General features: G+C 42.7%; 14 protein-coding genes and 1 tRNA gene. 4 read left to right on the top strand and 11 right to left on the bottom strand.

The window, feature by feature from the left end; all coding sequences use genetic code 11:
- From V6D42_RS05195 to V6D42_RS05180, 4 genes are all read right to left on the bottom strand, one after another.
- The coding region (locus V6D42_RS05195) for a condensation domain-containing protein (RefSeq protein WP_333512567.1) at positions 1 to 1,366 on the bottom strand (1,366 nt) is incomplete at its 3' end.
- Positions 1,367 to 1,743: 377 nt separating this feature from the next.
- Positions 1,744 to 3,219: a D-alanyl-D-alanine carboxypeptidase/D-alanyl-D-alanine endopeptidase gene (gene dacB, locus V6D42_RS05190; protein WP_333512566.1), complete on the bottom strand. Its 1,476-nt coding sequence runs from the start codon at positions 3,217 to 3,219 to the stop codon at positions 1,744 to 1,746.
- 25 nt (positions 3,220 to 3,244) lie between these two features.
- Positions 3,245 to 4,219 carry an aldose 1-epimerase gene (gene galM / locus V6D42_RS05185; protein ID WP_333512565.1) on the bottom strand — a complete coding sequence of 325 codons (975 nt, stop codon included), beginning with the start codon at positions 4,217 to 4,219 and terminating at the stop codon, positions 3,245 to 3,247.
- Between the two features lie 138 nt (positions 4,220 to 4,357).
- Positions 4,358 to 5,749, bottom strand: coding sequence for an MATE family efflux transporter (locus tag V6D42_RS05180; RefSeq protein ID WP_333512564.1), 1,392 nt, complete (start codon positions 5,747 to 5,749; stop codon positions 4,358 to 4,360).
- Positions 5,750 to 6,040: 291 nt separating this feature from the next.
- Between V6D42_RS05180 and V6D42_RS05175 the strand changes: the two genes are divergently transcribed.
- A complete protein-coding gene (locus V6D42_RS05175) occupies positions 6,041 to 6,586 on the top strand; it encodes an IseA DL-endopeptidase inhibitor family protein (RefSeq protein ID WP_268472527.1) in 546 nt (181 codons plus the stop codon).
- A 90-nt stretch (positions 6,587 to 6,676) separates the two neighbouring features.
- Here V6D42_RS05175 and V6D42_RS05170 read toward each other — a convergent pair.
- From V6D42_RS05170 to V6D42_RS05160, 3 genes are all read right to left on the bottom strand, one after another.
- Positions 6,677 to 6,749, bottom strand: a tRNA-Arg gene (locus V6D42_RS05170).
- A 54-nt stretch (positions 6,750 to 6,803) separates the two neighbouring features.
- Positions 6,804 to 7,349 carry a site-specific integrase gene (locus V6D42_RS05165; RefSeq protein WP_168747981.1) on the bottom strand — a complete coding sequence of 182 codons (546 nt, stop codon included), beginning with the start codon at positions 7,347 to 7,349 and terminating at the stop codon, positions 6,804 to 6,806.
- Positions 7,350 to 7,664: 315 nt separating this feature from the next.
- The gene (locus V6D42_RS05160; RefSeq protein WP_326203303.1) at positions 7,665 to 7,895 is read right to left on the bottom strand and encodes an excisionase family DNA-binding protein; all 231 of its coding nucleotides are present in this window, start codon (positions 7,893 to 7,895) and stop codon (positions 7,665 to 7,667) included.
- A 190-nt stretch (positions 7,896 to 8,085) separates the two neighbouring features.
- On the opposite strand from V6D42_RS05160, the gene ggt reads away from it, so the two are divergent.
- A complete protein-coding gene (gene ggt, locus V6D42_RS05155) occupies positions 8,086 to 9,849 on the top strand; it encodes a gamma-glutamyltransferase (RefSeq protein WP_333512563.1) in 1,764 nt (587 codons plus the stop codon).
- A 262-nt stretch (positions 9,850 to 10,111) separates the two neighbouring features.
- Here ggt and V6D42_RS05150 read toward each other — a convergent pair whose 3' ends face one another.
- Positions 10,112 to 10,981: a LysR family transcriptional regulator gene (locus V6D42_RS05150; protein WP_333512562.1), complete on the bottom strand. Its 870-nt coding sequence runs from the start codon at positions 10,979 to 10,981 to the stop codon at positions 10,112 to 10,114.
- Between the two features lie 127 nt (positions 10,982 to 11,108).
- Between V6D42_RS05150 and V6D42_RS05145 the strand changes: the two genes are divergently transcribed.
- Positions 11,109 to 12,098, top strand: a complete 990-nt coding sequence (locus V6D42_RS05145; protein ID WP_333512561.1) for a zinc-binding dehydrogenase — start codon at positions 11,109 to 11,111, stop codon at positions 12,096 to 12,098.
- 56 nt (positions 12,099 to 12,154) lie between these two features.
- Here V6D42_RS05145 and gltD read toward each other — a convergent pair whose 3' ends face one another.
- Positions 12,155 to 13,636 (bottom strand): glutamate synthase small subunit, encoded by a 1,482-nt coding sequence (gene gltD / locus V6D42_RS05140; RefSeq protein WP_268449356.1) that lies wholly within the window; start codon positions 13,634 to 13,636, stop codon positions 12,155 to 12,157.
- A gap of 16 nt (positions 13,637 to 13,652) precedes the next feature.
- Positions 13,653 to 18,215: a glutamate synthase large subunit gene (gene gltB, locus V6D42_RS05135; RefSeq protein ID WP_333512560.1), complete on the bottom strand. Its 4,563-nt coding sequence runs from the start codon at positions 18,213 to 18,215 to the stop codon at positions 13,653 to 13,655.
- Positions 18,216 to 18,361: 146 nt separating this feature from the next.
- On the opposite strand from gltB, the gene gltC reads away from it, so the two are divergent.
- Positions 18,362 to 19,264: a glutamate biosynthesis transcriptional regulator GltC gene (gene gltC / locus V6D42_RS05130; protein ID WP_333512559.1), complete on the top strand. Its 903-nt coding sequence runs from the start codon at positions 18,362 to 18,364 to the stop codon at positions 19,262 to 19,264.
- A 57-nt stretch (positions 19,265 to 19,321) separates the two neighbouring features.
- Here the strand turns inward: gltC and proB are convergent, their stop codons facing one another.
- A complete protein-coding gene (gene proB / locus V6D42_RS05125; protein ID WP_333512558.1) occupies positions 19,322 to 20,437 on the bottom strand; it encodes a glutamate 5-kinase in 1,116 nt (371 codons plus the stop codon).
- Between the last annotated feature and the right edge of the window lie 8 nt (positions 20,438 to 20,445).

Raw genomic sequence — 20,445 nt, 5'->3', positions numbered from 1 at the left:
AAACAGCTTTCGTTCTGTTAAATTCATATAAAATTTTTTCTTTCTCGCGTTTTTCTGCCATATCTAATTCTTTTATAGTACGATGCGGATTTTGAAGCGCGTTTTCCAGCAACGTAAGCAGGTGGTGCTGAATCCGTTTAATGTCCTCAAGAGAAAATAATATATGTTGATAGTCGAAATTTAATTGAATGGCTCCAGTGTCTATCCGCTCCTGTATTTGAACAGAAAGCTCGTTCGCGGTGTATCCGCTGAAATAAAGCGCCGTCTCATAGTTCAAATCATCCGCTTTTTTCCATTGAAGGGGATGGTACTGCATAGATATACCAATCAGGTTGTGTAAATCCTTGTGTTCTTTTCTTAATTCATTCACCAGCAAATTATAAGGAAATCTTTGATGGCGCATGACTGAAAGCTGTTCTCTACCGACACTGCGCACAAAGGAAAGAAAATCGGCGTCAGAATCAACCGTTTTTCTGATTGGAAGGGAGCTGACAAACATGCCAAGCATTTCTTTCTCCGCCTTTGACCCCCTGTTTCCATAGTAGGTTCCAATTGCAAGGTCCGTTTTAGAGGTGATGCGGCTGATGCATATGTAAAATGAAGCCATAAATAAGGAAATCATACTGATTTTCTGTTCTTCGCAAAAAGCTTGGATGGTATGTGCTAGGTAAGGTGAAAGTGTGATAGTATCTCTCGATGCTGAGGTACTCTGCTTTTGTGAAGTGCTCTGTCCGGTTAGTGAGTGGTATACCGGCGGCTGTTGGTAGGTTTGCGTCCAAAACAAATGGTCTTTTTCAAAACGTGAAGATTGTAAGTACTGCCTCTCTTTTTCTATGTAGCTAATATAGGAAGGCTCTTGCTCATCGGGAATAGGCTCCCCTTTTTTGATTTTTTGATAAAGATCAATAATTTGATTTCCCATCAAATTTAAAGAGATGCCGTCCATGATAATGTGATGGAATTTCGCATATAGCCAAATCTCATGAGGGTGGATTCTAAGGAGATAAAATTGATACAGAGGCGAGTCAAGCAGCGTAAACGGAATTCTGGCTTGATTATGAATCCATTGCTCTGTTTCTGTCATTTCAGCATTTGTAAAATCTATTAATTCAAGTGATAATTCTTTGTTTTCTGCAAGATACAGACGAGGCTCTGACTCTGATTCAATTCCTTCTGTCAGCTGGAACCTGATTGCATCATTACGGGAGATTGAAAGGTTCAGAGCCGACTGAAGAGCATCAAGATCAACATCACCCCTGAATTTTACACAGGCGGTCAGATTACAGATGCTTGTACCAGGCTCTAACAATTCAGTAAACCAAACTCTCCTTTGGGCATGAGTTAAACCATAAGTATATTCTTTCAACGAATTCCCTCCAATTCTCATTATAAGAGGATAAGAAACTGAAATAATTACAATAAAAAGAAATTATATGTCTATATCATCCATATATGCATTATATTAACCGAATTTTTTTAAAGTACAATAAAAAATATAAAATTTTTATAACATTTTTTTGAATATAGTATTAATTATTTATTTTTCTTGATTAATTTTATGTGGATTCGGAATGTAAAGTTATAAAAGTAGCTTTTTTTAATAGTATTTCATCACTAGAATTTTTCTTCATTCTTTTGATTTTATATGGCTAGTGTTAAATCGTTCTCCACCTCAGTGTCACATAGATAAACGGAATAATGTAAAAACATATAAAAAACCTGTTTTCATGGAAAACAAGTTTTTTATTGATTTGCCAAAATAACAGCAATTTGATCTTCAATGTCTTTTCCATCCGATTCATCAATCAAACCGTTTAGAAGAATAGAGAAAACCAGCGTTTTTCCGCTCTTTGTTTCTGCGTAGCCAGTCAGAGAGCTGACAGTGCTTAACGATCCGGTCTTTGCCTTTATCTTTCCCTGTGCTGGGGTGTCTTTCATGCGGTTTCTTAGCGTTCCGCCTATCATCCTGTCACTGTTGCCCGCTTCTGGCAGAGCATGTAGATACGTTTGAAACCACTTTTCACCTTGGATGTCATATAACAGCTTTGTGATTTGGTTTGATGATACGGCATCGATATGAGAAACCCCGGAACCGTCTCTCAAAATAAGTGTTTTGGGATCAACGCTGAAATTCGGAAGCGTACTGTTTAGCACTTCAAGACCCTTTTCCCAGCTGCCCTCTCCTTTTTCCACTTTCCCCATCTCTTTGACAAGTACCTCGGCATGTCCGTTATTGCTTAATTTCATAAATGGAAGAAATAGCTTTGACAAAGGCATTGAGTAATGAGTGGCCAGTACGGCAGAAGAGTCGGGCGCTGTGCCCATTTTGATTTTCCCTTTTACTGTAATGCCTTGTTTTTTGAGGGCTTGCTTAAATAAATCCAAAGCATATCCAGTCGGCTCCCAGACGGAAATCCACTCTTTTGTCTTGCTTGCATCAACTGGTATGCTCCCTTTAATTGAAATAGTATTGGTTCCGTGTTCTCTTTCGATAGAAAGCTCTTTCTTTTTTCCCGCCTCAACTGTTTGCGCCTCATTCTCAATTGCAACATAATCCGTTTTTGGTGAAATTGATATTGCTGGCTTTTGTCCTTCTTTCTTTCCCGGACTTGCTTCTACGATCACAGTGCCTGCATCATAGTCCTCATTTGGAGACGCTGTTAGTGCGGAAATTTGGGCGCCATAATAAGTGTATTCATCACTCCATGGCAAATCTGGCGAATAGCGGATATGATCATACCATGAGTCATCGCCGATAAGATTGCCTTTAATGACCTTAATACCGGATTTTTTCAGCTTTTCGGCCATTTGATCAAAATCCGATGGTAAAAGTGTTGGATCTCCTTTTCCTTTCAGATAAAGGTTGCCATTCAGTTTTTGACCTTTGAGGCGGCCGTCTGTCCGCACTTCTGTCGTGAAAGAATAATCCTCACCGAGAACAGAAAGTGCCGCGGCGGCTGTAAAAAGCTTCAGAGAAGAGGCGGGTCTCATCCGGACATCCCCTAAATGGTCGTATATGACGTCGCCTGTTTCGGCAGAACGGATGGTAATGCCGGCCGTTGCGCCTTTTAAAGCAGGTTCATTGGCTAAAATGTTTTCAATCTGCCCGGCAAGTGTATCCTGTTCTTCAGCCGCTTGTGCAGCATGGTGCATATATGGAACGGAAGCAAAGGTGAAAAGCAGCAATATCACAAAATAAAGCTTCATGCTTTTTCCCATTTTCTTATCCCGCCTCTCCTGATGGCTATTGATGATTACGTTCAATCGTGATGCTGCTTTTGACTGTCGTTTCTTCACCGGGCTCTAACACTTGTAAGCCAGTGAGTGACGAAGGGAGATCAAGATTAACTGCGTTTGTCACCCATGTATAAGGCTCTGGGCACAAATACCCTTGTGTTGCATCAGCATTATACACAACCCAATGCTTAAATTGTTCATCCGCCTTGTAGATCATATTCAGATGTACATGCTGATGGTAAATGACAGCCTGATTTTCTCCCCCTCTCTTCTGATAAGAAGATAAATAGACATCATCAAGCTGCTGCCGCAAGAGCATTCCTTCGTGTAAAGCTTCCTGATTCGGTATATCTACCAGCTTTCCGGTCGGCAATAAACGTTCATCCAATTCCCATTGCTGATCAGCTGTGAGAGAAAATAAAGAGCTCTCTTCCGGGAAAACGAATGTCGTATGGTAACCAAGCCCCCAAGGAAATGCGTCCTCCCCTTTATTCATGATCGTTGCATGCTTATGAAGAGTGTTACCATTTAAAATGTACCTCATCCGTACAACGGCATGATGCGGAAATTGTTTATAAACATGGGGAATGTCCGATAGATCAATTTCAGTTTCTATAATCACTTCTTCGTCTGTTTGTTTCATCGTAATGATGTCCCACTTTTTATCATAGAGAAAGCCGTGAAGGTGATGGTGTTTATCTTTTTCATTGATATCAAAATGATAGGTTCTGCCCCGGAAGCTGAACGTTCCGTCACTTATGCGGTTAGGCGGAAACAAAATAGGGATTCCATACAATGTAGGTGTGTCATGAAAGCTATCGGTTGTTTCCGGTTCACGTAAAAGGTGCAGCTTTGTTTCTTTGTCTACGAGAGAAATGACGTTGCTTCCCCACTCAGGCACAACTATCATTTCCAAATGCTCATTACCCGCTTTGACAGCTGGTGTTCCTAAATACGTCATCTTTTCAATATAATTTGTCATATGTACTCAACCTCTCTTTAGTTCAATGCTTATATAATACATTCAATTCTGTGCGCAATATTTCCTTCGCTTTATGTTTTCCCTTTAGTCTTTACGTAAACAAAAAACACTGCTCAAAATGAACAGTGTTTTAGGAGTTTATTGAATCAGACGTGTGATCTGCTTCTTTTTCCAAATGAATTGATAATACCCATAAATCAAAAGCAAGCTGACGGCAAACGCAGCCGGATAGCCAACCCAGACGCCGAGTATTTCAAGCTTGGTGTAGTGGGACAGAACAAACGCAACCGGCACCTCGATTCCCCAGATGGCAAAAATACTGATGAGGGTCGGCCATAAAACCGTTCCACTTGCACGCATCGTCGCAGAAATAATTTGTGCATTTCCAAACAGCAAATAGCTCCATAATGTAATCATTAAAAGCCTGTGTGCAATATGAAGTGTATCTTTCTCGGTCAAAAATAACGCTAAAATCTGATGTGCAAAAAGATAGATAAGGACAATCAACACACCGCCAATGATATAATTCAGCCAAATGCCGACTCGGATTACTTGCTTTAACCGGTCAAACTCATTCGCTCCAATAGATTGAGCAGCGAAAATAGATACCGCGATACCCAGACTGACAGCCGGCATTTGCACATAGCTGGCTACCTGGTTGACCACGCCATATGCTGCTGTCGCATCAGAGCCATAATGATTGACGAATGAAATGACCGCTATTTCCGATAGCGACACGAGAATCATGTTGATGCTTGACGGAATTCCAAGACGCAGCAGAAGCGCCAGCAGTTCCTTATCCATTTTCAAATAACGCCGCACTGTCTTATCAAATTGCAGCGGATGTTTCGTTTTCCGCAGATACACCAATAATACGATAAAGGTCACAATTGTAGAAATAACGGTTGCGTAAGCAGAGCCGTAAATGCCCAGCTTCGGCAAACCAAACATGCCGAGAATGAAGATCGGTAAAAGTGCTATATTGATGACTGTGCTTACAATCAATGTATAAAACGGTGTCTTAGAATCGCCTGTTCCCCGCAAGAATGTGGTATAGGCAAAATATAAAAACATAAATGGCATTGCGTAAAATAAGATACGCGCATACCTAACACTTACATCAATTACATTTTCTGGGGTTCCCATGAGACGCAGAATATCTAAGGTGAATATACTGCCGATCACAGCTAACACAATTCCTAATAAAAAGGTGAATGTCAGCGTTGTTCCGACAACGGCCTTTAAACGTTCCTCATTTTTTGCCCCATAGGCTTGCCCGATAAGAATGGAACTGCCGGAACCGATGCCGATCGTAAATGAAATGAGAAGAAAAAACAGCGGGAAAAAGGATGAAACAGCTGCAAGCGCATCTACGCCAAGCCATCTGCCCACAGCGACCATCCCGACTAACTGGCCGATTGATTGCAGCACATTGCTCAGAAGGAGCGGCACTAAAAATAGTGACATTGACCGCCAAACAGATGGATTGCTCTTCTTCTTAGATACGGGATTTTCTTGTAATGTTTCCATATGTAATGACTCCTTTATTTAAACTCGTTTCACTAACGTGCTCCCGTTTCTTTTGAAATGAACACGACACGCAACATGTAACTATTCTCCACAGTACTTATGAAACCCTTCCCGATTCTCCTATTTTTACACATATTTGAAGCATCAAGAATAAGCTAGCACGATACAGCATAGTCTTTTGGTGGAGATGAAAGAATAAAAAAATAATTTATGCAAAAGTATTGTAATCTAAACGTAACTATTGTAACATTTGTAACATAAGAGAAAGAGATTTTAAAGGAGAGAGCCACAGTGAAAAAATATCTTCTGTTTCTAACGACTATTGCACTTATTCTGTCATTAAACACAAATGCATTTGCGAAAAACACATCTGGGGATTTATCACAAAAACAAGCATTGCAGCTGGCACTCACAGCTAGAGAGCATTTTTGGAATACAATGAGCGGACACAATCCAAAAGCGAAGAAAGCAGTTTGCCCATCAGGCACATTTGAGCATCAAAATCTTCAGTACGTATACATGTGCAGTGACCTTGGCACAAAAGAAAAAGCTGTGAATTACTTAACACCTATTTTCTCAAAAGCAGCGATTGAAAAAGGCTTTAAAGACTATCATTTCACTGTATCAAAAGGAAAACTGGCTGTTCCGATCGGTGACGGAGACAACCTCTTAAATTGGAAAAAATCAACCGCTAAACTCATTTCTAAAAAAGGCGGCACAGTCACATATGAATTTACCGTTCCTACCTTGGACGGATCACCATCAGCAAAACGGAAAGTGACATTTGTAAAAGAGAACAAAAAGTGGAAAGTAAATCGCTTTGACGCAGTTATATAAGAAAAAACGCCCGTTTTCCGGGCGTTTTTTATATTGAGAATAAAAAAGACAATGGACGTATCAACCACCATTGCCCTTTTGTTTTTATTACGCTCTAGGAGAGATTCGAACTCCCGACCTTCAGTTTAGGAAACTGCTGCACTATCCGCTGTGCTACTAGAGCTTTTTTAATATCTATATAGTAGCTCCGATTGTCACGATTTTCAAGCCTTTTGATTTACAGCCCTCCAAATACCTTATAAGCAGCTCTTGTTGTATCTTCATCGATTCCAATATAACGCATTGTAATTGAGGGTGATGAATGATTAAGAATCCTCTGCAGCTCAGCGATATCTTTTGTCCGCTGGTAGAAGTGATAGCCAAATGTTTTCCGGAGCGTATGGGTCCCTATTTCCTCAAGTCCGCACACTTCTGCTGCCTCTCTTAAAATTCTGTATGCCTGAATGCGTGAAATTGGCTTTCTGGTTCGGACAGATTTAAATAGGTATTCATTTTCTTTCATATCTTTCGTATACTCGTGTATTTCTGCTTTTAAAGATTCTAAAATGAGCACCTTCCTTTTCTTTTTAGTTTTGCTTTCAGTCGCCCATAAATGATCTTTATTTCTGACGTCTTTCACTTGAAGCGGCAAAATATCAGAAATTCGGAGCGCACTGTTAATGCCGAAAATAAACAAAAAATAATCACGCTTGTTTTTGCTGCGTAAATACTGTTTTACATCTTGAATTTTCTCTAAACTGCGGATCGGCTGTACAATATGCATCAAAAAACTCCTTAAAAACCGTTATGTAACGTTTTGAGGTCTATGTTACTATTATATCGGAAAAACGTTGAATGTCAAAGTCCGGAGGCATTTATGTAACATAATATACATAGTGTTACATAAGCAGGAAGAAGACCTCTTGAAATATCCTATCCTCTTAAAAGACGTTTTCAGCCTTGTATGAAGCTTTTTTGATCGTTTAGACAAATTACTCTACCCCTTCCTAAAAAAGCGCTTAAAACGAAATCTGACGCTTCGCTTTTTGTAATGCTCTTAAAAAAACATACAAAAAAAGACACAATTTGAAATTGCGTCCTAGTCTTCATCCTTCACATCGATATCTTCCGGAATCGGCTCATTTAATATTTCCTGCACGAGCGCTTTATAATTTTCCAACTGTTCAAGATGTGTTTTGAATTGTCCTTTATAAATTAAAAATTGATCACCGTCATGCACGGCGCGTATTTTTCCTTCCAGTACCAAATTTTTAATATAATCCTCTGAAAGATTTGTATATTCGGCTGTTTCTTTAATGGTTAGATACATATCGGGGGTCCTTTCTGTTTCAATGATCCAATCGATGGTTCTACTATAGCACATGACTCACCCCAATATAATCAATTTCACACAGAAATATGGCTGAATGCTATAGATAATATACCATTTGTCACTTGTGAAACCGCTGTATTTTTTTTACGCTAAGATTGTAACATAACAGCTTAATAGGAGGGAGAACATGAAAAAAACATGGAACGTCTGTTTAGCAGCCCTGCTTAGTGTTCTGTTAGTCGCTGGAAGTGCTCCATTTCACGCGGAAGCTAAAAAGCCGCCCAAAGGCTATGACGAGTACAAGCAAGTAGATGTAGGCAAAGACGGAATGGTTGCAACTGCGCATCCTCTCGCTTCAGAGATCGGGGCTGACGTCTTGAAAAAAGGCGGAAATGCCATTGACGCGGCGGTTGCCATTCAGTTTGCGCTTAATGTCACAGAACCGATGATGTCAGGCATTGGCGGCGGCGGTTTTATGATGGTGTATGACGGAAAAACAAAAGATACGACGATCATCGACAGCCGCGAACGCGCTCCCGCAGGCGCAACTCCGGATATGTTTCTCGATGAAAACGGCAAGACGATACCTTTCTCCGAACGTGTCACAAAAGGTACTGCCGTTGGTGTTCCGGGTACTCTGAAAGGGCTGGAAAAAGCTTTGGATAAATGGGGAACCCGTTCGATGAAACAATTAATTTCCCCCTCTATTAAACTCGCTGATAAAGGCTTTCCGATTGATTCAGTGTTAGCAAATGCGATTTCTGATTATCAGGAAAAATTATCACGGACTGCCGCAAAGGATGTATTTCTGCCGAATGGCGAGCCGCTTAAAGAAGGTGATACTCTCATTCAAAAAGATCTGGCCAAAACCTTTAAGCTCATTCGTTCGAAAGGCATAGACGCCTTTTATGAAGGCAAATTCGCCAAAGCCCTTTCTGATACTGTTCAGGATTTCGGGGGATCAATGACCAAAAAAGATTTAGAAAATTACGACATTACAATCGACGAACCGATTTGGGGAGAATATCAAGGCTATCAAATTGCAACGACTCCTCCTCCAAGCTCTGGCGGCGTTTTCTTACTGCAAATGCTGAACATTCTCGACGATTTTAACCTTTCACAATATGATATCCGCTCATGGGAAAAATACCATCTGCTCGCTGAAACCATGCATTTGTCTTACGCTGACCGTGCGGCTTATGCAGGCGATCCCGAATTTGTAAATGTACCTCTCAAAGGTTTGCTTCACCCCGACTATATAAAAGAGCGCCAGCAATTAATCAGTTTAGATGAAGTCAACAAAAAACCAAAAGCCGGTGATCCTTGGAAATACGAAGAAGGAACCGCAAACTATAAGCAAGTCGAACAGCCGAATGATAAAGTAGACGGCCAAACGACACACTTTACCGTCGCGGACCGCTGGGGGAATGTTGTTTCCTATACCACAACAATTGAACAGCTGTTTGGAACAGGCATTATGGTTCCTGATTACGGGGTCATTTTAAACAATGAACTAACAGATTTTGATGCGGTTCCAGGCGGAGCCAACGAAGTTCAGCCGAACAAGCGGCCTTTAAGCAGCATGACTCCGACGATTTTGTTTAAAGATGACAAACCAGTTCTGACCGTCGGATCTCCTGGAGGGGCAACGATTATTTCTTCCGTACTGCAAACCATCCTCTATAATATAGAATATGGAATGGAATTAAAAGCAGCGGTTGAAGAGCCGAGAATTTACACAAACAGTATGAGCTCCTACAGATACGAAGATGGAGTTCCAGAGAATGTACTCAGCAAATTAAAAGACATGGGCCATAAATTCGGCACAAGTCCAGTGGACATCGGAAACGTGCAAAGCATTTTTATCGACCGTGAAAACGGCACCTTCAAAGGAGTAGCTGATTCAAGCAGAAACGGCGCAGCGATCGGAATTAATTTGAAACATAAATAAAAAACAAAAACTGTACTCATTTTTGCCGAGTACAGTTTTTTCTATGGACGATTAATCATGCTCGCGATCCTCGTAAACTCTTTAAGGTACGAATACCGTTCAATATAACATCCAGACAGTGCCAGACAACAAATCGAATTGCATAAAGGTTTATCAGCTGATCAATTCAAAGTCCTTAAAGCTTTTTTATTTTTTGAAAATAGTCTCCAGCTTACGAAAACAAAAATCTATCCAAGCATCCCTCTGAATCTTCTCTTTTTGATTAGACTGATGGGATAAATTCGGTCTCATTCAATTCTGCAATAAACTTCTGAAATGCACTGGTCATAAAAAAGTCTTTTCTGTAAATAAACACGATCGTCATATCCTGATATGACGCGGGAAGCTGGTGAATGTACACCCTTTGGCGATGGACAGAGCAGGCAATGGCCCACTTTGGCAGCAGCGCCGTTCCTAAACCAGCGGAAACACCTCTGATAACGGCTTCCAATGTGCCAAATTCTATGATTTTTTGCTGTTGAATACCTGCTTCCTCTAGTAATCTTTTGACCCTATCGCGATGAGAGCAGCCGGTTCCAAAAAAGAGCATTGGCAGCCGAAGCATGTCCTCTATCGCCCCTTCCTCTGGTGAAATTAACACCAATTCTTCACGGGACACAGGAATTTGTTTGATATCCGTGTATTCAACAGGACCGTACACAAAAGCGCCATCCACCTTATGATCTAGAACTTGCCGAACCAAGCTGTGCGTATCACCTGTGTTCACTGATAAATCAACTTCAGGAAAACGTCTGAGGAATGAAGCTGCATGTTCAGGCAGGTGAGTGACCGCTGTTGTTTCCAATGCTCCAAGCCGCAACGGCCCTTTCGGATGCTGATTTAATTGTGCTGATTTCTCAGCTTGGTCTAATAATGATAACACTTGATCTGCGTATTGTAATAGGTCTTCCCCCGCAGCCGTTAACTTCATTCCACGATTTGTCCGGTGAAATAGCTTGATATTCAGATCTGTTTCAAGCTTATGGATTCTTGCTGTTACATTAGATTGAACATAATTCAGCTGCAGGGCTGCTTTTGATATACTTCCTTCACGGGCAACAGCCCGGAATATCTTTAATTCTCCACTTTCCACACGCTGTCACCTTCTTGCTATGATTAAAAGTGATACCGACAATCATTTTTGTTCATTTTACTTGAAGAAAACCGCTGTGTAAAATATGTGAAGGTCATAGATTACGAGGAATTAGGAGGCAGACGGCATGAAAGCAGTTGTTCATAACGGAAAACGCGGACTTCGGGGGTTAGTGTATCAGGACATCCCTTCTCAAAATCCCGGATATGGAGAAGTGAGAGTAAAGTTGAAAACGGCAGGATTAAATCATCGGGACCTGTTTCTCATGAAAAATAAAACCAAACAAGATCCTGAGTTTATTCTGGGCTCTGACGGTGCGGGCATTATTGAAGGGGTCGGTGAAGGTGTAAATGATCTGGCTGTTCAAACAGAAGTGGTGATTTTACCGACATTGAATTGGGAAGGAACAGATGATGTACCTCCTGTTCCGGATATTTTGGGAGGCCCTTCAAACGGAACACTTGCTGAATATGTGATCATTCCTTCACAAAACGCAGTGAAAAAACCTTCTTATCTATCCTGGGAGGAAGCAGGCGTTTTGCCATTATCAGCTCTGACCGCATATCGAGCACTTTTTACAAAGGCCCAATTAAAAAAAGGCGAGCATATTTTGATACCCGGAATTGGAAGCGGCGTTGCAACCTACGCGCTATTAATGGCTAAAGCAATTGGAGCAACTGTAAGCGTGACTTCTCGAAGTCAGGAGAAAAGAAAAAGAGCAATACAAATAGGAGCTGACCATGCTTTTGACAGTTACAGCAATTGGTCTGAACATCTTCAAGGACAAAAAGCTGATGTCATTCTCGACAGCATAGGGCCGGCCCTCTTTTCAGAATACTTTGATCATGTGAAACCGAACGGCCGTATTGTCAGCTTTGGTGCAAGTTCGGGTGATTATCTCAGTTTTCCACTGCGTTCTTTATTCTTTCCGCAAATCAATATATTGGGAACGTCAATGGGAAGCAGTGATGAATTTCATGAAATGCTGCATTTTATGGAAAAACATAAACTTCGGCCCGTGCTTGACCGGACATATCCTATAGAACAAGCACATGAAGCATATACCAGAATGCAGGAAGGCAGCCAATTTGGGAACATCGGGATCACAATAGATTAAAAAAGAAACCGGCTGACAAACAGTCCGGTTTCTTTTTTTTATATAATCCCCTTTATTTACGGTAGAACGGAACTCCCCATCAAATACCGATCAACTTCACGCGCCACTTCACGGCCTTCATTAATCGCCCATACGATTAAACTTTGCCCTCTTCTTGCATCCCCTGCGGCGAAAACACCATCGATATTTGTTTTATAATCCCCATATGCTGCGCTGATTTTGTTGTTATTAGAATCAACACCAAATTGTTTTAAAAGCGGCTGTTCTGTGCCTTCAAAGCCGATAGCGATAAAGACGAGCTGAGCAGGCCATACTTTTTCGGTTCCAGGCAATTCGCGGAATTCGTATTTTCCATGCTCATTTTTCACTTTCTCCATTTGAATCGTATGGAGCTCTTTCAATTTGCCGTTTTTATCGGCAACCAATTTTTTTGTTTGGATCGAATATTCTCTCGGATCTCTTCCGAATTTTGCTTCTGCTTCTTCATACGCATATTCAAGCGTAAAGACGTGCGGCTGTTCAGGCCACATATTATCATTCGTGCGAGCCGGAGGTAGTTTCGGGTGTTTGCCGAATTGGTGCACGCTTTTGGCTTTTTGGCGCAAAGCGGTAGCCACACAGTCAGCTCCTGTGTCTCCGCCTCCGATCACGATAACATCCTTCCCCTTCGCATCAATGAATCGCTTGTCTTTAAAGTTAGAATCTAAGTAGCTTTTTGTAGCAAGCGTCAAGTAATCCATCGCGTAGTGAACACCTTTTGATTCGCGTCCCTCGATTAATAGATCGCGCTGTTTTTGAGCACCTGTGCAAAGGATGACGGCATCAAATTGCTCTTTCAGCTCATCAGCCGTTATATCAACGCCAATTTCCGTATTTGTAACAAAATCGATTCCTTCTTGCGTCAGCAGCTTAATGCGGCGGTCGACAATTCCTTTTTCAAGTTTCATGTTTGGAATGCCGTAAGTTAACAGTCCGCCCGCTCTGTCTGCGCGTTCAAATACAGTGACAGAATGTCCAGCCTGGTTCAGCTGGTCAGCACTCGCCAGTCCGGCTGGGCCCGACCCAACGACGGCAACTTTTTTGCCTGTTCGTTTTTTCGGAATTCTAGGCTGAATCCAGCCATTCTCAAACCCTTTATCGATAATGGTCCGTTCAATATTTTTAATCGATACGGCCGGGTCGGAAATCGCTAGTGTACATGAGCCTTCACAAGGAGCGGGACAAACCCGCCCTGTGAATTCAGGAAAGTTGTTTGTTTTTAAAAGCCTTTCTAATGCTTCTTTCCATCTGCCTCTGTAGACAAGGTCGTTCCATTCAGGAATTAAGTTGTAAATTGGACAGCCGGATGTAAATCCGTTAATGTCAGCACCGATCTGGCAAAACGGTGTACCGCAATCCATACACCGCGCCCCCTGCCGTTTCGACGCTTCTTCTGAAAAAGGAGCAGAATATTCCTTCCAGTCCTTTAAGCGAGTGAGAGGGTCTCGCTCAGCTGGTTTTTCTCGTTTGATTTCCATAAATCCAGTTGGTTTCCCCATGTTCCTCTCCCCTTCCTTACTGCACTACCGCTTGTTTTTGTCCCGCCGGCGCTGTTTTCTGCTTTGGTTTCGTATTGGCTTCAAACGCGTACATAACGGCTTCTTCCTCAGAAAAGCCCGCAGCTTTTTGCTCTTCGATGCTCGCAAGCATTTGTTTATAGTTTTTCGGAATCACTTTAATGAATTTTTTCACACTGTCTTCCCACTGTTCAAGCAGGTCTGCAGCTTTTTGGCTGTTTGTATACGCAGCATGCTGTTCAAGCATTGCTTTAACTTGTTGAATTTCTTTTTCATCCTCTAATGACTCAAACAAAATCATTTCAAGGTTGCATTTGCGTTTAAATGCTTTTACATCTTCGGCCAATACATACGCGATTCCGCCGGACATACCAGCCGCGAAGTTTTTGCCGACATCACCCAGTACGACAACACTTCCGCCTGTCATGTATTCACAGCCGTGATCACCGATGCCTTCAACAACAACATTCACACCGCTGTTCCGAACGGCAAAGCGTTCACCTGCACGGCCGTTAATATATGCTTCTCCGCTCGTCGCACCATAGAATGCCACGTTGCCGATAATCACATTTTCATGTGATGCGGAGTTGAATCCTTCCGGTGATTTGACAATGATTTTTCCGCCAGACAGACCTTTTCCGACGTAGTCATTTGAATCTCCGTCTAAATAAAGCGTCATGCCTTTAGGAACGAACGCTCCAAAGCTTTGGCCGGCTGACCCTGTGAATTGCAGCTTAATCGTATCTTCCGGAAGTCCTTCTTCACCGTAACGTTTCGAAATTTCACTGCCTGTTACAGTGCCTGCTACACGGTTTGTGTTATTGATTTCGACTGAAATATCAGCTTCTTTCCCAGATTCAATGGCATCTTTTACAGCAGGAAGAATCGTTGCGATATCGAGCGATTGATCAATTTTATGGTTTTGCGGTGTTTGGAATGTCCGTACGCCTTCCGGCTGATAAAGAAGTGTGGACAAATCAAGCTGGCTCGCTTTCCAATGCGCCTTTGCCCGCTCACTCACGTTAAGTGCGTCAGTGCGGCCGATCATTTCATCGAACGTTTTAAAACCTAATGCAGCCATGTATTCACGGACTTCTTCAGCAATAAACAGCATGTAGTTCACAATATGATCAGGATCTCCCATGAACTTTTTGCGAAGTTCAGGATTTTGAGTCGCTACCCCGACAGGACATGTATCCAAATGGCAGGCGCGCATCATAACACAGCCGAGAACAACTAATGGAGCAGTTGCGAAACCGAATTCTTCGGCGCCGAGCAATGCGGCCATGACAACGTCCCGGCCTGTCATAAGCTTTCCGTCTGTTTCTAATACAACTCGATCGCGGAGTCCGTTCAGCATTAAGGTTTGGTGCGCTTCTGCAAGGCCCAGCTCCCACGGTAACCCTGTATGTTTAATGCTTGTTTTAGGTGAAGCACCTGTACCTCCGTCATAACCGCTGATCACAATGACATCTGCAGTTGCTTTAGCAACACCCGCAGCGATCGTTCCGACACCCGCTTTCGAGACCAGCTTCACGCTGATTCTTGCATCACGGTTCGCATTTTTCAAATCGTGAATCAGCTGGGCTAAATCCTCGATTGAGTAAATGTCATGGTGCGGAGGTGGTGAAATCAATCCGACCCCAGGTGTTGATCCGCGGACATCGGCAACCCAAGGATACACTTTATTGCCCGGCAGCTGTCCGCCTTCTCCCGGTTTTGCGCCTTGCGCCATTTTAATCTGCAGCTCATCGGCGTTGACTAAGTAATGACTTTTTACACCAAATCGTCCGGATGCAATTTGTTTAATCGCACTTCTTCTGTCATCGCCGTTTTCATCCGGCACAAAGCGTTTTGGATCTTCTCCGCCTTCACCGCTGTTGCTTTTTCCGCCCAAGCGGTTCATCGCAATCGCTAATGCTTCGTGGGCTTCCTTGCTTAATGATCCAAATGACATCGCACCTGTTTTAAAACGTTTGACAATCGATTCAGCAGATTCTACTTCCTCCACTTTTAGAGGCTTGCGGTCTTCATCAAATGAGAACAGGTTTCGCAGGAATCCGATTCGTTCTTCATCTGCCGCTTTCGTATACTGTTTAAACAGATTGTAATCATTTCTGCGGCACGCCCACTGCAAGGTATGAATCGTTTTCGGGTTAAACGCATGATGCTCTCCGCCGTTTCTCCATTGGAAGTCACTTCCCGGTTCAAGCGTTTTGCTGTAATCATCTTGATACGCTTCCTGGTGGCGTCGCTGAGCCTCTTCCGCAATGGTATTTAAGTCAATGCCGCCGAGCTGTGATGCTGTTCCCGTAAAATAACGGTCAATTACGTCACGGCTGATTCCTACCGCTTCAAAGATTTGGGCGCCCCTGTAGCTCTGTACAGTAGAAATTCCCATCTTCGACATCACTTTTACGACACCTTCGGTAATGCTTTTTCCATATTTGCTGACCGCTTCTTCATAGCTGATATCCAAACGGCCTTCGTCAATCTCCTGCTTGTAGGTTGCATATGCCAGATAAGGATTAACAGCATCAGCACCATAGCCGATTAGAGCTGCAAAGTGATGAACTTCACGTGCTTCTCCCGATTCAACGATAATGCTGACTTTCGTGCGCAATCCTTTTCGGATTAAATGCTGGTGCAGTGCGCTGACTGCTAACAACGGAGGAATTGGCGTTAACTGCTCACTCATTGCTCTATCCGACAAAATTAAAAGACTTACGCCTTGGCTGATTGCTTTCTCAGCTTGGGTGAACATGTCTTTTAACCCGCGTTCAAGATCTTCTGAAAACAACACATTAATTTTTTGGCTTCTTAAATCTGGATGGACGATTGTTTTCAGTGCATAAAACTGCTCATTTGATAACACGGGTGTATACAGTTTGATTCGGCGGACGTTTCGTTCATTTGGATGAAGGAGATCGCCTTCTGCTCCGAGCCAAGTCATTGTTGAAGTCACGAGCTGCTCGCGAATCGCGTCAATCGGCGGGTTGGTAACCTGTGCAAACAACTGCTTAAAGTAGTTAAACAGCGATTGCGGTCGATCAGACAAAACAGCAAGCGGCGAATCGTTCCCCATTGAGCCGAGAGGATCTTTTCCTTCTTTAATAACAGGAATTAAATATTTTTGAATATCCTCATATGTGTATCCAAACGCTTTCTGACGCGTTAGAAGATCCGCGAACTGCTCTTCCTCTCTTGTTTCCGGATCAGGATTCACTTGCACGAGCTCTTCCTCAAGCCATTTTTGGTATGGATATTCAGTTGCGATTTGTGTCTTTATTTCTTCATCAGAAATGATGCGGCCTTTTTCCAGGTCAATTAAAAGCATTTTTCCTGGTTCAAGGCGGTTTTTATATAAAACATTTTCCTGTTCAACTTCAATAACGCCGACTTCAGATGAGAAAATAATATAATCATCCTTTGTCACATAATAACGAGCCGGACGTAAACCATTACGGTCAAGGATTGCACCGATTTGTTTTCCGTCAGTAAATGAAATGGCAGTCGGGCCGTCCCAAGGCTCCATTAATGAACTGTGGTACTCGTAGAACGCTCTTTTTTCTTTAGACATGTGCGTATTTTCTGTCCATGGCTCAGGAATCAGCATCATCGCCGTATGTGTCGGCTTGCGTCCCGCCATAACGAAAAACTCAAATGCGTTATCCAAAATGGAAGAGTCACTGCCGTCAGCATTCAGAATCGGAAGAATTTTATTGAGATCCTCACCAAAGCTTTCAGACACAAATTGCTGTTCACGTGCTCTCATCCAGTTGATATTTCCTCGAAGGGTGTTAATCTCACCATTGTGAACCAAATAGCGGTTTGGGTGTGCTCTTTCCCATGTAGGGAAGGTATTCGTGCTGAAGCGTGAATGAACTAGCGCAAAAGCAGATACGAATGTCTCATCTTGCAGATCGGAATAAAACGCATCAACCTGTTCAGGTGTTAAAAGGCCTTTATAAACAATAGTTTGGCTTGAAAGACTGGCAAAATAAAAATCTAGACCTTCCGTTACTCCCCAGTTTTCAGCCTGTTTACGAATGACATACAATTTTCGCTCAAAGGACAAATCGTCCTCCAGGTCAGAACTTGCGCCAATGAATACTTGACGGACAAAAGGACAGCTTTTTCGTGCTACTGTTCCGATTTTTCCGACATTTACAGGTACAGTTCTCCATCCAAGCACAACTTGGCCTTCCTGTTCAATCAGTGCATTGATTTGCTTTTCGATTTTTTTTCTTTCATCTTCCTTCTGCGAGAAAAAGACCATTCCTACCCCGTAACGTCCTTTTTCCGGCAGATTGATGTCTTTGCACTCTTTCTTAAAGAAAGCATCAGGGATTTGAACCAGTAAGCCGGCGCCGTCTCCCGTATCCGGATCACTGCCTTGGCCTCCTCTGTGGTCGAGCTGGCAAAGCATCTGCAGCCCCTGTTTGACGATGTCATGTGTCGCCTTGCCTTTTAAGTGCGCATATAGGCCGATTCCGCACGCATCATGTTCAAATTCAGGACGGTAGAGACCTTGAGCTTTTGGCATTTGATTGTAAGTCATAATTCCTCTCCCCCGATCAGTTTCCGATAATACCGGTCATAAAATCTAACAACTCTAATATTATTGTAGGTTTTCAAAACGATATAAACAATATATAATTTAGATCAAAAGAATCTCAAAATGAGATAGATGGATGTGAAACATACATGGAGCTGCGCCAACTGCGCTATTTTATGGAGGTTGCTGAGCGAGAACACGTTTCAGAAGCCGCTGATTATCTGCATGTGGCCCAATCAGCCATCAGCAGACAAATTGCAAACCTTGAAGAAGAATTAAATGTCACTTTATTTGAGCGTGAAGGGAGAAATATCAAACTCACTCCGATTGGAAAAGAATTTTTAATTCATGTCAAAACAGCGATGAAAGCCATCGATTATGCAAAAGAACAAATTGATGAGTACCTTGACCCGCATCGCGGAACAGTAAAAATTGGTTTTCCTACAAGCCTCGCCAGTCAGCTTCTGCCGACTGTCGTTTCGGCATTTAAAGAAGAATATCCGCACGTCGAGTTTTTGCTGCGCCAAGGCTCTTATAAGTTTCTGATTGAAGCTGTCAGAAACCGCGATATCGATTTAGCGTTATTAGGCCCTGTGCCGACGAATTTTCCAGATATAGCAGGAAATATCTTATTCACAGAAAAAATTTACGCGCTTGTACCTTTAAATCATCCGCTTGCCAAACTAAAAACGGTGCATTTAATCGATTTGCGCAACGATCAATTTGTGTTGTTTCCGGAAGGATTTGTGCTCAGAAAAATGGCGATCGACTCTTGCAAACAGGCCGGGTTTGCCCCTCTTGTCTCTACGGAGGGTGAGGATTTGGACGCTATCAAAGGATTGGTGTCCGCAGGTATGGGTGTCACCCTCCTGCCAGAGAGCACTTTTGCTGAAACGACACCCCGATTTACTGTGAAAATTCCAATTGAGTTTCCTCAAGTTAAACGGACTGTCGGAATTATTAAGCCGAAAAACAGAGAGCTTGCACCGTCAGCGCAGGATTTTTATGAGTTTGTCATACAGTTTTTCTCGAAATTGGAACAGTATCAATAAAAAAAGAACCCGAGCTTCTGTGCGGAAGTTCGGGTTTTTTTCGTGTATGTCTTCTATTTAATATACAGGCAAAGATAAATCCAAATGGCATACAAACGCTTCCGGGTCAATCACAGCTTTGTTTTTCATACCTTTATTTTTTTCGGGTGTCTCAAGCTGCGCGGAAGAATAATTGACGATCCCGAGGCCGATGTCTTCACCATGAGAATCAGTCAGGCGGACAACAGCGCCGCTTTTAAATTTTCCTTTAATCTCCCTTACACCATCTGGGTATATACTCGATTGACCGTCAGCTATTTGGCCGGAACAGTCATCTGATAACACAATTTCACCTTCTGGTCCGGAATTAAAAGCGATCCACTGCTCTTTTTGATTCAACGGAAGCGTTCCCTCAGCTTCAAAATAGGTACCTTCCGCCTCTCCATGAACAGCTTGATATAATATATCGGCGGTGTCTGCCTGGCCAAGAAATCCTTTAATGCCAGATGCCATCACAATTTTAAACGCATCCAGTTTGGATCTCATGCCTCCGGTGCCGACATCGCTGTCTGTATCGCCTGCGCACGCTTCAATTTCCGGTGTAATCTCACTGACCCGCTGCACCCTTTTCGCTTTTGGATTATTTCGCGGATTGCCGTCATATAAACCGTCGATATCCGATAAAATCACAAGCAGGTCCGCATCGATTAATCCGGCGACTTTCGCTGCGAGTGTATCATTATCGCCAAACTTAAGCCGATTGACGGTCACTGTGTCATTTTCGTTAATTATCGGGATAATACCGCGTTCAAGCAGTACATTCATTGTGTTCCGAACATTGTGATATCGGTATTCATCAGAAAAGTCACTTCTCGTAATTAAAATCTGGGAAGCCACGTAACCGTGCGCCAAAAACAGCTTTGAATAAGCCTCCATCAGCAATCCTTGACCGATTGAAGCAGACGCTTGTTTTTCAGGCAGATTTTCTGGCCGTTGAAGAAATCCGAGCTTGCGATATCCTGCAGCTACTGCGCCGGAAGAAACCAGGATGACTTCATACCCGGCGTCTTTTAGTTTGGCGACCTGGTCCACTAAAGCTTCCAGTTTCCGAATGCTGATTTCCCCATGAAGACTTGTTAATGAACTGCTGCCGATCTTCACGACAACTCTTTTCATTTCTGTTTCAGACGTCACTTTATCAC

It is taken from the genome of Bacillus sp. 0909A (genome assembly GCF_036765115.1).
GTDB lineage: Bacteria > Bacillota > Bacilli > Bacillales > Bacillaceae > Bacillus > Bacillus mojavensis.
Note: the sequence above shows the minus strand (reverse complement) of the source record. Positions and strands in the feature narration are given on the sequence as shown.

Bases quoted from the DNA above. Each gene is read 5' to 3' on its own strand.
- dacB (WP_333512566.1), bottom strand. From the start codon at position 3,219: ATGGGAAAAAGCATGAAGCTTTATTTTGTGATATTGCTGCTTTTCACC.
- galM (WP_333512565.1), bottom strand. From the start codon at position 4,219: ATGACAAATTATATTGAAAAGATGACGTATTTAGGAACACCAGCTGTC.
- V6D42_RS05180 (WP_333512564.1), bottom strand. From the start codon at position 5,749: ATGGAAACATTACAAGAAAATCCCGTATCTAAGAAGAAGAGCAATCCA.
- V6D42_RS05165 (WP_168747981.1), bottom strand. From the start codon at position 7,349: ATGCATATTGTACAGCCGATCCGCAGTTTAGAGAAAATTCAAGATGTA.
- V6D42_RS05160 (WP_326203303.1), bottom strand. From the start codon at position 7,895: ATGTATCTAACCATTAAAGAAACAGCCGAATATACAAATCTTTCAGAG.
- ggt (WP_333512563.1), top strand. From the start codon at position 8,086: ATGAAAAAAACATGGAACGTCTGTTTAGCAGCCCTGCTTAGTGTTCTG.
- V6D42_RS05145 (WP_333512561.1), top strand. From the start codon at position 11,109: ATGAAAGCAGTTGTTCATAACGGAAAACGCGGACTTCGGGGGTTAGTG.
- gltD (WP_268449356.1), bottom strand. From the start codon at position 13,636: ATGGGGAAACCAACTGGATTTATGGAAATCAAACGAGAAAAACCAGCT.
- gltB (WP_333512560.1), bottom strand. From the start codon at position 18,215: ATGACTTACAATCAAATGCCAAAAGCTCAAGGTCTCTACCGTCCTGAA.
- gltC (WP_333512559.1), top strand. From the start codon at position 18,362: ATGGAGCTGCGCCAACTGCGCTATTTTATGGAGGTTGCTGAGCGAGAA.